General features: G+C 61.3%; 8 protein-coding genes. 6 read left to right on the top strand and 2 right to left on the bottom strand.

Going from position 1 to position 12,793, the window contains the following annotated elements; translation table 11 throughout:
• The first annotated feature begins 129 nt into the window (after positions 1–129).
• Entirely contained in the window at positions 130–1,053 is a 924-nt protein-coding gene (locus ACB042_RS04620) for a DMT family transporter (RefSeq protein WP_371177905.1), read from the top strand.
• A gap of 70 nt (positions 1,054–1,123) precedes the next feature.
• Here ACB042_RS04620 and yqeB read toward each other — a convergent pair whose 3' ends face one another.
• Positions 1,124–2,716, bottom strand: a complete 1,593-nt coding sequence (gene yqeB / locus ACB042_RS04615) for a selenium-dependent molybdenum cofactor biosynthesis protein YqeB (protein WP_371177904.1) — start codon at positions 2,714–2,716, stop codon at positions 1,124–1,126.
• A complete protein-coding gene (gene yqeC / locus ACB042_RS04610; RefSeq protein WP_371177903.1) occupies positions 2,713–3,591 on the bottom strand; it encodes a selenium cofactor biosynthesis protein YqeC in 879 nt (292 codons plus the stop codon). The genes yqeB and yqeC overlap by 4 nt, the downstream gene beginning before the upstream one ends.
• A 1-nt stretch (position 3,592) precedes the next feature.
• Between yqeC and mocA the strand changes: the two genes are divergently transcribed.
• From mocA to ACB042_RS04585, 5 genes are all read left to right on the top strand, one after another.
• On the top strand, positions 3,593–4,240 hold the full coding sequence (gene mocA, locus ACB042_RS04605; protein WP_371177902.1) for a molybdenum cofactor cytidylyltransferase: 648 nt from the start codon (positions 3,593–3,595) through the stop codon (positions 4,238–4,240).
• A 331-nt stretch (positions 4,241–4,571) separates the two neighbouring features.
• The gene (ygfK, locus tag ACB042_RS04600) at positions 4,572–7,682 is read left to right on the top strand and encodes a putative selenate reductase subunit YgfK (RefSeq protein WP_371177901.1); all 3,111 of its coding nucleotides are present in this window, start codon (positions 4,572–4,574) and stop codon (positions 7,680–7,682) included.
• A 30-nt stretch (positions 7,683–7,712) separates the two neighbouring features.
• Positions 7,713–9,041, top strand: coding sequence for a putative aminohydrolase SsnA (ssnA, locus tag ACB042_RS04595; RefSeq protein ID WP_371177900.1), 1,329 nt, complete (start codon positions 7,713–7,715; stop codon positions 9,039–9,041).
• A gap of 80 nt (positions 9,042–9,121) precedes the next feature.
• Complete coding sequence (ygfM, locus tag ACB042_RS04590) at positions 9,122–9,898, top strand: molybdopterin-dependent oxidoreductase FAD-binding subunit (RefSeq protein ID WP_371177899.1); 777 nt, start codon at positions 9,122–9,124, stop codon at positions 9,896–9,898.
• Positions 9,895–12,792 (top strand): molybdopterin-dependent oxidoreductase Mo/Fe-S-binding subunit, encoded by a 2,898-nt coding sequence (locus ACB042_RS04585; RefSeq protein WP_371177898.1) that lies wholly within the window; start codon positions 9,895–9,897, stop codon positions 12,790–12,792. The genes ygfM and ACB042_RS04585 overlap by 4 nt, the downstream gene beginning before the upstream one ends.
• The last annotated feature ends 1 nt before the right edge of the window (position 12,793 follow it).

The following is a 12,793-nucleotide window of genomic DNA, read 5'->3' as shown; positions in this document are numbered from 1 at the left end:
GTTCTTCGCCAACGCCCCTCTTCAGGGGGCGTGCACGTTTGGGCTGTCGGCCCCCACAAGAGTAAGATGGCACTTTTCGGGGCTGGTTAGCCCGCCCTGCAGGCGCACAGGCGCCAAAAAGGCAGAGTAATGAGCACAAAGATCAATATGGCGGCGCTGGTGGGATTGATCCTGCTCACCGCTATCTGGAGTTACAGCTGGATCGTGATGAAGCAGGTGATGCTCTACGCGGGGGCCTTCGAGTTCACCGCCCTGCGCTGCCTGTGCGGATCTCTGGTTTTGCTGCTGGTGCTGGCCCTGCGCGGCCGCCGTTTTCTTAAACCCACCCCGTTTCGCTATACCTTGGCCATCGCCCTGTTCCAGACCTGCGGCATGGTGGGGCTGGCCCAGTGGGCCCTGATCAGCGGCGGGGCGGGCAAGGTGGCCATTTTGAGTTACACCATGCCGTTCTGGGTGGTGATCTTCGCGGCGCTCTTTCTCGGCGAGCGGATGCGCAAGCTGCACTATCTGGCGGTCGGAGTGGCGGCCTGCGGGCTGCTGCTGGTGATCCAGCCCTGGTTGCTGCATCTTGAATCCCTCAAGAGTGCCCTCTTGGCGATCCTCTCCGGCATCTGCTGGGGGATCAGCGCCATCATCGCCAAGCGGATGTATGCCCGCCATCCCGGGGTGGATCTGATGTCCCTCACCACCTGGCAGATGATCTACGCAACCGTAGTGATGGCGCTGGTGGCGGCGCTGGTGCCGGAGCGCCCCATCGACTGGCAGCCCTACGTGATGGGCGCGCTGGCCTATAGCGCCATCTTCGCCACCGCCATCGCCTGGAGTCTCTGGCTGTTTGTGCTGAAAAAGCTGCCGGCGGGTATTGCCAGCCTCAGCACCCTGGCGGTGCCGGTAACCGGCGTGCTGCTCTCCTGGTGGCTGCTTGGGGAAAATCCGGGGCCGGTGGAGGGGAGCGGCATCGCCCTTATCGTGCTGGCATTGTTGGTGATCAGTCGCAAGGGCAAGCGCTCAGTGGTATCGGTGGCGGGGGAGACCCGCATCAAGCACGGCTGAGCCGATTGCCAGCGAAGAGATAAAAGGGCCCGCCATCATGGCGAGCCCTTCTGGTTTTAAGAACACTCTCTTATCTGCGCTTGGCCAAATGCATCATGGCTTCCAGCACGGCGCCGCCGATGGCGCGTGCCTTGTCAGAGACGGTGGTGGCATCGGCGCGCTCGCCACGCGGGTCGATATCGCCAATCTTGAAGCCGACGGTCACCTCGATGCCATCGCTGAGCAGCCCCCGCACCATGCCAGAGAGCGGCGCGATAATGGGGGCATCCCCTACATGGGCAATCACATCCCCCTCCTGCACCAGATCACCGAGCTTGATAATGCTCTTCATCACTCCGGCGACGGGCGCGCGCACCACCCGGCGGGCGGAGTGCCCCTCGATCACTCCGGGAATGCCTGTGTTAGGCTGGGCGGGGCCCTGATAGATGACCCGGCCCAGATGGTGGCCGCGGTTGGTCTCAATCACCGCATCGCAGTCGCGCCCCGCCTCAAACCCCGGGCCAAGGGCCACCGTGATGGGTGCCATCTCCTTGTGGGTGCCGAGGTTCTGCTTGGCGAGGATGGCATCCACCAGATAGCGGGGCTTGAGCTCGGCGAGGGTGGCGCAGTCGGGGTCAACCAGCAGCGGAATGATGCCCCGATCCAGCTGCTCGAACGCTTGCTCAACGCTCTCGACCCGCTTGGCGCACACACCCTCGACACTGGTTTCACCATCGAACATCCCTTGCGCGAAGGCGACGGTGCGGCGGATCACCGTGGGTTTGTCGAGATCCAGCATCACCACCTTGAAGCCGGCATTGTGCAGGCGCAGCGCCACGCCGGTAGCGATATCGCCGGAGCCGCGCATCACCACCAGTTGATCCCGCTTGAGGCGCACGTCATCCTGCATCAGCCCACCCGATTTGCCGTTTTTCACCTGCAGCAGCTCGGCGAGAATGCTGATGGCGATCTCCTCGGGGGTTTCGGCACCTATGTTGTAACCGATAGGGGCGTGCAGCCGCTGCAACTGCTCCTGACTCACCCCTTGCTGGCGCAGGGCCTGGGTGAAGGTCTGTACCTTGCGTTTGCTGGCGAGCAGCCCCAGATAGGCGAGGGGACGGTTTATCAGCCGCTCCAGCGCCTCCTTGTCCTGATGGTTGGTGGCGATGATAACGAAGTTGGCAGGTTCGATGGCCAGTGCCTCGATCACCGCGCTGATGGTGTCGGCCTGTTTGAGATGGGTGCCGGCGGGGAAGTGATCGGGGTTGAGGCTCCCTTCAAAGCAGTCGCCGACATGGATATCAAAACCGAGCGGTGCCGCAGCATGGGCCAGCGCCCGGTTGACGTGACCGGCGCCGATCAATACCAGACGGGGGCGCAGGCCGTAGACATCGATATAGACCGACATGGCGCCACCACAGTCCGACCCGACCGCATGTTCGCCGTTGCGGGCCATCCGGCCGTGAAAGATGCGCGGCTTGCGCTCGGCAATGGCCGCCACGGCCTCTTCGATCACCAGCCGCTCGATCATGCCGCCGCCGATGGTGCCGAGGATCTGGCCATCGGCCATCACCAGCATCTGGGCCTGATGGCGGGGGGTGGAGCCCCGGCTCTCGATGATCTGGGCCATGGCAAACGGCGTGTTCTCCTGTTCCAGTCGGGCTGCGTGTGCAAACAGATTCATAAGGTACCTCTTCTTATCCTTAAACCATCATGGGCGAGGCGCTGTGCCTCATCCTGAGCGAAGTAACCGAGTGCGAGGCGAATGGGTTGTGGTTCGCGAACCGCCCCCTGCCAGATGGCGTGGATCTCGGGGTGGCGGGTATGCAGCTTTATCAATTCATCGAGCCACGACGCCTCATTTTGATAATCCCCATTGATAAACCAGATCCGGCGCGCCCTGGCCGGGGTGCCCTTGAACAGCCCCTCGGGGTGGGAGAGCAGTTTGTGAAACAGCGCCCAGTCGAGGGGGTCACCGGCCTCTATCCCGCACAGGGCCTGGAATTCGGCCCAGCGGTGGATCTGCTGCGGGTCGGCCTTGGCCCCCACCATGGCGCCGCCCGTCAGGGCGATCACCCAATCACTGTGCTGAGGAATGCAAGGTTCGTGCAAAGCGGGCACTTTCAATAACTTGTGATGGGCGCCATCCGCCTCGACCAGGATAAGATCGAAGCGCTGCTGCCCCTTGATGAGATCAATCTGCTGAGGTGTGGGGCCCGCCACCTTTCCGGTGCGCTCGTCGAGATGGCTGAACAGGGCAACCAGCGCCGGGCCATCCGGTAGCACCTGACAGCGGGTAAGTTGACGAACGGGATCCGTCTCGATAATCAATTCCCGATAGTGTGACGGGGCAGGCAGAAACATCCGGGTGGTGGTGGTAATTAGCACCCTTTTACCCTGTTGATAAAAATATTCCGCCAGCCAGAACAGGGTGCTGGTTTTGCCACCGGCCCCGCAGAGGCTAATTAAGGTAGTATGGCTATCAATATTTTTGGTGAGCGAGTTTAATAGCGGATCTATATCTGGAAATTCGACAGCAACAACGTGTGGGTGCGACATAATGACGACCAAAATAAATATCGAAGGGAGTGGGAAACAACGTTGCCAGGAACAAGAGCAGTGTGACTGTATAATAACGGCGGCGGGTTTATCTTCCCGAATGGGGACCTGGAAAATGATGCTACCTTATTGCCAGGGGACAATGCTTGATGCAAGTCTCAAAAATGCCCTGGCTTTTTGTCAGCGGGTTATTCTGGTGGTGGGCCATCGTGGCGAGGAGCTTCAAGCCCGCTACGGATCACGGCCGGATATTGTTGTCGTCCACAACCCCGACTATCGGCAGGGGCTGGGCAGCTCCATCCGCTGCGCCCTGGCGGCCAGCGATGCTGACTACCTCTTTATCAGCCACGGGGATCTCCCCTGTATCCCGCGCGATGTCTATCAACAGCTCTGGCAGGCACGGGGTTGTGAGGCTCTCTTTCCCACCTGGCAGGGGGAGGCGGGCCATCCGGTGTTGCTGCCAAAATCCCTTGCCCGCGAGCTCGCTGCTGCCCCGGTGCAGTCGTCGATACGGCGCTGGTTGCAAGGGCATCCGCACCGTATGGTGCCGGTCGACAGCGCCGCCATCCTGTTTGATGTGGATACCCCGGAGCGCTATCAGGCGCTGCTGGGTGGCATTCTTGAAAATGAGAGCGAGCCCACGAAATAACCCAGTTTAAAAAGATAACGGGGAGATAAATGGCGTATCAAAGTGATATTTCTCGCACTTAATCTGATAGGGCGAGTTCTTTTTGAACTGCTCATTAAGTAAATTCCAGAGTGATTGATAACTACTCGCAATACCCATAATGGTGGCATCGTGAATTCTCTCCATTAATTGGAGCTGCCTCACGCTTTCACCCTAAAAAATAGTTTTGTAGCTCGTTTTGCAACTGTAGTGGCCTGATTGTTGCTCCTCTCCTTGCCAAGGGGGAACACCCGTGCGGGATACCCCATTTATTCATGCTGCCAATGGGCAGAACAGCTGCAAGGAGATAGCCATGGGCGATATTATGCGACCCGTTCCGTTCAAGAATCTGCTGACCCGTATTTTTGCGGAATATAAAGAGAGTCAGAGCATTTTCGGTATTCCCGCTGCGCAATTCTATCGCAAACAGGACGAGCGCAAGATCAAGGTGTTCGGTGAAACCTGCGAGACCCCCATTGGCCCGGCAGCCGGCCCCCATACCCAGTTGGCCCAGAACATCGTTACCTCTTGGCTGACCGGCGGGCGCTTTATCGAGCTCAAGACGGTGCAGATCCTGGACCGTCTCGAACTGGAAAAGCCCTGTATCGATGCCGAGGATGAGTGCTTCAACACCGAGTGGTCCACCGAGTTCACTCTGCCCAAGGCATTTGACGAGTATCTTAAAGCCTGGTTTGCCCTCTACCTGCTGGAGGAGGTGTTTGACCCGCGTCTTGAAGGGGAGGCCAAGTCTTTCATTTTCAACATGAGCGTGGGTTACAACCTCGATGGCATCAAACAGCCACCGATGCAGCAGTTCATCCACAGCCTGATGGATGCAAGCCAAAGTCCGAAATTTGCCGAGTACCAGCAGGTGGTACGTGACATCGTGGCCGACGAGCAGTTTATCGCCGAGCTGGGACTGGGGGCGCGGCGCGATCGCCTGCAACAGCTGGTGGAGCGCATCCCGGCCGAGCTGGTGCACGGCGTCACCCTCTCCACCATGCACGGCTGCCCGCCGAACGAAATTGAAGCCATCTGCCGCTACATGCTGGAAGAGAAGGGGCTCAACACCTTCGTCAAACTGAACCCGACCCTGCTGGGCTACCCGCGGGTGCGCGAGATCCTCGACACCTGTGGCTTTGATTACATTGGTCTGAGCGAAGAGTCGTTCGATCACGACCTCAAGCTGGATCAGGCCAAAGGGATGCTGGTTCGCCTGATGGCGCTGGGGGCCGAGAAGGGGCTCACCTTCGGGGTGAAACTCACCAACACCCTGGGCACCATTAACCGCAAAGGGGCGCTGCCGGGGGATGAGATGTACATGTCCGGCCGCGCGCTGTTCCCGCTCTCCATCAACGTGGCGGCCGTGCTGTCCCGCGCCTTCGATGGCAAGCTGCCCATCTCCTACTCCGGTGGTGCCAGCAAGTTCAACATCGCCGAGATCTTCGAGACCGGTATTCGTCCCATCACCATGGCTACCGACCTGCTCAAGCCGGGCGGCTACCTGCGCCAGATCGAGTGCCTCAAAGAGATCGACGCTTCTGACAGCTGGGGCATGGCTCAGGTGGATGTGGCGAAGCTGGAGGCGCTTGCCGCCAAGGCCCTCACCATGGATTACACCCAGAAGGAGTGGAAGTCCGACGATCGCATCGAAGTGGGTGGCGGCCTGCCGCTGACCGACTGCTACGTAGCGCCCTGCGTCACCGCCTGCGCCGTGCATCAGGATATCCCCGAGTACATTCGTCTGATGGGCGAGGGAGAGTATGTGGCGGCCCTTGAGCTGATTTATCAGCGCAACGCCTTGCCCGCGATCACCGGCCATATCTGCGATCACCAGTGCCAGTACAACTGCACCCGCCTCGACTACGACAGCGCGCTCAATATCCGCGAGTTGAAAAAAGTGGCGCTGGAGCGCGGCTGGGAAGGGTACAAGGCGCGCTGGCACAAACCGGCAGGCAGCGGTGACAAGCACCCGGTTGCGGTAATAGGTGCAGGCCCGGCCGGTCTCTCCGCCGGTTACTTCCTGGCCCGTGCCGGCCACCCGGTCACCGTGTTCGAGCGCGAAGCGGATGCCGGTGGCGTGGTCAAGCACATCATCCCCGAGTTCCGCATTCCGGCCGAACTTATCCAGCATGACATCGACTTTGTCGCCGCCCACGGGGTCAAGTTCGAGTTTGGCTGCGATCCGGCGCTCACCGTCGACAAGCTGCATGCCCAGGGCTTTAGCTATGTTTTCGTTGGCATCGGTGCCGACAAGAATGGCGGCATGCGCCTCGAAGGGGGACATGATCGGGTCTACAAGTCCTTCAACTTCCTGCGCAGCTTTAATCAGGGCAAACCGCTGCCACTGGGCCGCCATGTGGCGGTGATCGGCGCCGGTAACACCGCCATGGACTGTGCCCGCGCCGCCCTCAAGGTACCTGGTGTCAGCGATGTCACCGTGATCTACCGCCGCAGCGAGAAAGAGATGCCCGCCTATCGCGAGGAGTATCTGGAAGCAGTGGAGGATGGGGTGCGTTTCTGCTTCCTCACCAATCCGGATCGCTTTGACAAAGATGGCAAGCTCACCGTGCGGATGATGGCGCTGGGGGATCCTGACGAGCAGGGCCGCCGCCGTCCGGTGCCCACCGAGCAGACCGAAGTGATGCAGATGGATGCCCTGATCACCGCCATCGGCGAGCAGCCTGACTGCGAAGTATTGAAAGCGATGGGCATTCCTCTTGGCAGTGATGGCTGGCCCGAGGTGGATAGCCAGACTGGCGAAACCAGCCGTCGCAACGTCTTCCTGATCGGTGACGTGCAGAGCGGCCCGTCCTCCATCGTCGGTGCCATCGGTGGTGCCCGCCGCGCCGCGGATCTGGTGCTCTCTCGCGAGCATATCGCCAGCCAGCAGAGTGAAGTGACCATCCAGCCGTCGGGCAAGGATGAGATCTACCGCCGCAAGGGGAGCATCGCCGTCACCCTGGTCGACAAGAGCGAGCGGGAGGCCTTCGTGGCGCAAGAGGCGCACCGCTGCCTCGAGTGCAACTACCTCTGCAGCAAGTGCGTGGATGTCTGCCCCAACCGGGCCAACGTCGCCATCGCGGTGCCGGGCTTCAAAGATCAGTTCCAGACCTTGCACCTGGATGCCTACTGCAACGAGTGCGGCAACTGCGCCCAGTTCTGCCCGTGGCAGGGCAAGCCCTATCAGGACAAGGTCACCATCTTCAGCCTGCCCGAGGACTTCGACAACAGCCGCAACCCCGGTTTCTATCTGGCGGATGGGGGTGAGCTGCGGGTGCGTCAGGGTGGCGAGACCTATCGCCTGACCATAGACGCCCAGAGCCGGATCAAGGATGCGCCTGCGGCCCTTGGCGATATGTGCCGGATCATCAGCCATGTCCATGATCATCACCACTACCTGCTGGGGGCCGTCGAGGCCTGAGCGAACCACGAATAAGCGAAGGAGCAAACCATGTTTATTCTGAAGAACGTCACCGCCGTCCAGCTGGAGCCGACCCGGGTACTGGAAGGGGTGGATATCGCCATCGAAGGCACCCTTATCAAAGCGGTAGGGCCCAATCTGCGGGCCCTCTACCCGGAGGCCAACTATCGGGAGATGGGGGGCAAGTTGGTGATGCCGGGCATCGTCTGTGCCCATAACCACTTCTACTCCGGCCTGTCGCGGGGGATCATGGCCAATATTGCCCCCTGCCCAGACTTTATCTCCACCCTGAAAAACCTCTGGTGGCGGCTCGATCGGGCCCTCGATGAAGAGTCCCTCTACTACAGCGGCCTCATCTGCTCGCTGGAAGCGATCAAGAGCGGCTGCAGCGCGGTGATTGACCACCACGCTTCGCCCAACTTCATCAAGGGTTCCCTGAATGTATTGCGCAAAGGGTTTGTGGAGGCGGGTCTGCGCGGCATGACCTGCTTCGAGACCACGGATCGCAACGGCGGTCTCGCCGAGCTGCAGGCCGGGGTGGAGGAGAACATCCTGTTTGCACAGGCCATTGATGCCGCCAAGGCCAAAGGGAACGAACCCTATCTGGTGGAGGCCCATATCGGCGCCCACGCCCCCTTTACGGTACCGAACGAAGGGCTGGCCATGCTGCGCGAAGCGGTACAGGTCACCGGTCGCGGGCTGCATATCCATGTGGCGGAAGACCGCTACGACATGGCTCACGGTCACCACCACTATGGCAAGGAGCCCATCGCCCGGCTGGACGAGTTTGGCCTTATCGACAGCAAGACCCTGATCGCCCACGGCATCTACCTGAGCCCGGCTGACATTGAGCTGCTCAACAGCCGCGATGCCTTCCTGGTGCACAACGCCCGCTCCAACATGAACAACCATGTGGGCTACAACATGCACCTGCCGGAGTATCGCAATCTGGCGCTTGGCACCGATGGTATCGGCTCCGACATGCTCGAAGAGCTCAAGTTCGCCTACTTCAAGCACAAGGATGCCGGCGGCGCCCTGTGGCCCGACAGCTTTGCCCGCTTCCTGTGGAATGGCAACACCTTGCTGGAGCGTAACTTCGGCGCCAAATTTGGCCGCCTGGAGCCCGGCTACAAGGCCGACCTCACCATTTGCGACTACGACGCACCGACCCCGCTGGCGCCGCGCAACCTCGGGGGCCATCTCGCCTTTGGTATGGGCTCGAACAGCGTCAACAGCGTGATGGTGGAGGGGCGCATGGTCTATCAGGATCGCGAGTTCGCCTTTGACGCCGCGCCCATTTACGAGCAGGCCAGCAAGGTGGCGAGCCGCCTGTGGCAACGGATGGATCAGCTGGCCTAAGGCCATCTTCCACAGTTTTGGACCGGATTGCCCGCCCTGTGGATCTCCCCGGCGGCGGGCAGCAAGAGTAAGGACGACACATGATTGAGCAATTCTTCCGACCCGAGCAACTGGGTCAGGCTTTGGAACTCAAGGCCAGCTTCGGCAACGACGCTGTCTACATGGGGGGCGGCAGCAAGCTTAACGCCGCTCCGACTCGCACCGACAAGAAGGTCGCTATCTCGCTGGACAAGCTGGGACTGAACCAGATTGAGCAGCAGCACGGCCAGCTCCATATCGGCGCCACCGTCACCTTGCAGACCCTGAAAGATGATCCCCGTACCCCGGCCGCCCTGTGCGACGCGCTGGGGTTTGTCTACTCCCGCCATCTGCGCAATCAGGCCACCCTCGGCGGTGAAATTGCTTGCCAGCAGCAGGACTCCCCCTTGCTGCCGGTGTTGCTGGTGCTCGAAGCCGTGGTGGTGCTGGAGAACAACCTGTTGCAACCCATCGACGCCTATCTGGCGGGGCAGCGCAAGGAGCTGGTGCTGGGGGTGGTGTTGCCGGAGCCCGCGCTGCGCTGCGCCGCTCGCCGCATCAGCCGTAACGCCGACGGTCTGGCGGTGATGACCGCCGCCGTGGCCCTCGATGCCCTTGGTGAGATGCGGGTCGCCGTTGCTGGCGTTACGCCGCAACCGATGCGCTTGCGTGATCTGGAGCGCCGCGATCTGCACGATGCCGCGCTGGAGGCCGCCGTGAGCGAGCTGATTGCGCCCCGTGAAGATCTGGCGGGCAGCATAAGTTACAAGCGGTATATCACCGGCGTGGTAGTGGCGGATCTGCTGGTGGATTGCCAGCAGCAGGAGGTGCAAGCATGATGGAACTCAACTTTACCCTGAACGGTGCCCTGCGCACCGTCATCTGCAAGGCCGGTGACAATGCCCAGCGGGTGCTGTTCAACCAGTGCCGGATGCACTCGGTGCGCAACAGCGACGACGGTTTTGGCTTTGCTGGCTCCGACGCCATTCTCTTCAACGGCAAGGTGATCAACGCCTCCCTGCTGATCGCCGCACAACTGGATGGAGCAGAGGTGCGCACCGCCGAGTCGCTGGGCAGCTGGAACCAGCTCAGTCTGGTACAGCAGGCGATGGTAGATGTGGGCGTGGTGCAGTCCGGCTACAACGATCCGGCTGCGGCGCTCATCGTCACCGACCTGCTTGATCGCCATCCCGAGCCTACCCGTGATCAAATCGACGATGCCCTCTCGGGCCTGTTTCACCGCGATGGCGGTTATCAGCAGTTCTATCAGGCCATCGAGCTCGCTTGCTCACGGATGAAGGATCCCGATTACCTGTGCCAGATCGCCCCCGAGTTTCGCGACGATCTGCGCCATATCGGCAAGAGCTGCCCAAAAGTGGACGCCGCCAAGATGGTGCAGGCCAAGCCCTGCTACGTGGAGGATCGGGTTACTGAAGATGCGCTGATCATCAAGATGCTGCGCAGTCCCCATCCCCATGCGGTGATCACCAAACTCGATGTGAGCCGCGCCGAGGTGCTGCCGGGCGTCGTGCATGTCATCACCCACCTCAACTGCCCGGATGTGTTTTACACCCCGGGTGGTCAGAGTGCTCCCGAGCCGTCACCGCTGGATCGCCGCATGTTCAGCCGCAAGGTGCGCCATGTCGGTGATCGTGTTGCCGCCGTGGTGGCCGAGAGTGAAGCTGTCGCTCAGGCGGCCCTCAAACTCATCGAGGTCGAGTATCAGGTGCTGCCAGCGGTCATGAATATCGATGAGGCGATGGCCCCCAATGCACCGTTGGTGCACGACGAGCCCATCGTCTACATGGCTGGTGCGCCTGCGGATCTCGAGCAGCAGAACGCCTGCTCGGTGCGCCGCGGCGACGAGCACATGATCATCAACTTCCCCATCGGCTCCCGCCCGCACGAGAACCTGGCCGCCAGCGTCCATGGCCAGATTGGTGACGTGGCCAAAGGGTTTGCCGAGGCGGACGAGATAGTCGAGCGCACCTACGAATCGACCCAGGCCCAGCAGTGCCCGACCGAGCCGCACATCTGCTTCACCTACATGGATGGGGATCGTCTGGTTATTCACGCATCCACCCAGGTGCCGTGGCACGTGCGCCGTCAGGTGGCGCGCATCGTCGGTCTCAAGCAACATCAGGTGCATGTGATCAAGGAGCGGGTAGGGGGCGGCTTTGGCTCCAAGCAGGATATCCTGCTGGAAGAGGTGTGCGCCTGGGCGACCAAGGTTACCGGCCGTCCCGTTACCTTCCGCTACACCCGTGAAGAGGAGTTCATCAGCAACACCTCTCGCCACGTGGCCAAGGTGAAGGTGAAAGTGGGGGCCAAGAAAGATGGCACCATCACCGCCATCGACATGGATTTTCGCGCCAACACCGGTCCTTATGGCAACCACTCATTGACGGTGCCGAGCAACGGCCCGGCGCTCTCCCTGCCGCTCTATCCGTGCGACAACGTGCGCTTTACCGTCAACACCTATTACAGCAACATCTGCCCGACCGGCGCCTATCAGGGCTACGGCGCGCCCAAGGGCAACTTTGCCCTGACCATGGCCATTGCCGAACTTGCCGAGAAACTGGGCATCGATCAGCTCGACATGGTGGAGCACAACCGGGTGCATGAAGGGGATATCCTCAAGGTGCTGGGTGCCATCGGCGAGGGCAAGATGCCGACTTCGGTGCCCCATGCGGCCAGCTGTGCCCTCGAGCCCATCCTCAAACAGGGCCGCGAACTTATCGCGTGGGATAGCCCCAAACCCGCCGACGGGGATTGGCGCATCGGCCGTGGCGTCGCCATCATCATGCAAAAATCGGGGATCCCGGATATCGATCAGGCCAACTGCATGGTCAAGCTGGAATCGGACGGCACCTTTATCGTCCACTCCGGTGGCGCCGATATCGGCACCGGCCTCGATACCGTGGTCGCCAAGCTGACCGCCGAGGTGCTCGGTTGCCCGCTCAGCGATGTGCATGTGATCTCCGGCGACACCGACCACGCGCTATTCGACAAGGGGGCCTACGCCTCGTCCGGTACCTGCTTCTCTGGCAATGCGGCCAAGATGGCGGCCGAGAACCTCAAGGCGAAGATCCTGTTCCACGGCGCCGCCATGCTGGCCGAGCCGGTCGAAGACGTAGAGCTGGTTCACCCGGGCATAGTACGCGGCAAGCTGGGGGAGGTGAGTCTCGCCAAGCTGGCCCACAAGGCGGAGACAGGCACCGGCTTCGGCATTCTGGTGGGCACCGCCAGCTACATCACCTCTGAGCTCGCCTTCCCGTATGGCGCCAACTTCGCCGAGGTGGCGGTCAACGTCAGAACCGGCGAGATCCGCCTCGACAAGTTCTACGCCCTGCTCGACTGCGGTACTCCCATCAACCCGGAGCTGGCCCTCGGCCAGATCTACGGGGCGACCATGCGGGCCATCGGCCACACCATGACCGAGGAGATCTGCTATGACAGCAAGGGCATTCCGCTCACCCGGGATCTGAAGAGCTATGGCGCGCCCAAGATTGGCGACATTCCGCGCGATTTTCGGGCCTTCCTGGTACCGAGTGATGACAAGGTCGGCCCTTACGGCGCCAAGTCCATCTCGGAGATCGGGGTGAACGGCGCGGCGCCTGCCATCGCCACCGCCATCCACGACGCCTGCGGTGTCTGGCTGCGCAAGTGGCACTTCACGCCGGAGCAGATCCTGCGCGAACTGGGCAAGCTGGAGCAAAAAGTGTCGGCATAAC

Origin of the sequence: Aeromonas sp. S13(2024), assembly GCF_041402405.1 — a bacterium.
In the GTDB taxonomy this organism is placed as follows: Bacteria; Pseudomonadota; Gammaproteobacteria; order Enterobacterales; family Aeromonadaceae; genus Aeromonas; species Aeromonas veronii.
The sequence above is the reverse complement of the archived record's forward strand: the minus strand, read 5'-3'. Positions and strand labels throughout refer to the sequence as shown.

Coding starts and splice junctions, on each gene's coding strand:
- ACB042_RS04585 (WP_371177898.1), top strand. CDS start 9,895: ATGATGGAACTCAACTTTACCCTGAACGGTGCCCTGCGCACCGTCATC.
- ACB042_RS04620 (WP_371177905.1), top strand. CDS start 130: ATGAGCACAAAGATCAATATGGCGGCGCTGGTGGGATTGATCCTGCTC.
- ygfM (WP_371177899.1), top strand. CDS start 9,122: ATGATTGAGCAATTCTTCCGACCCGAGCAACTGGGTCAGGCTTTGGAA.
- yqeB (WP_371177904.1), bottom strand. CDS start 2,716: ATGAATCTGTTTGCACACGCAGCCCGACTGGAACAGGAGAACACGCCG.
- ssnA (WP_371177900.1), top strand. CDS start 7,713: ATGTTTATTCTGAAGAACGTCACCGCCGTCCAGCTGGAGCCGACCCGG.
- mocA (WP_371177902.1), top strand. CDS start 3,593: ATGACGACCAAAATAAATATCGAAGGGAGTGGGAAACAACGTTGCCAG.
- yqeC (WP_371177903.1), bottom strand. CDS start 3,591: ATGTCGCACCCACACGTTGTTGCTGTCGAATTTCCAGATATAGATCCG.
- ygfK (WP_371177901.1), top strand. CDS start 4,572: ATGGGCGATATTATGCGACCCGTTCCGTTCAAGAATCTGCTGACCCGT.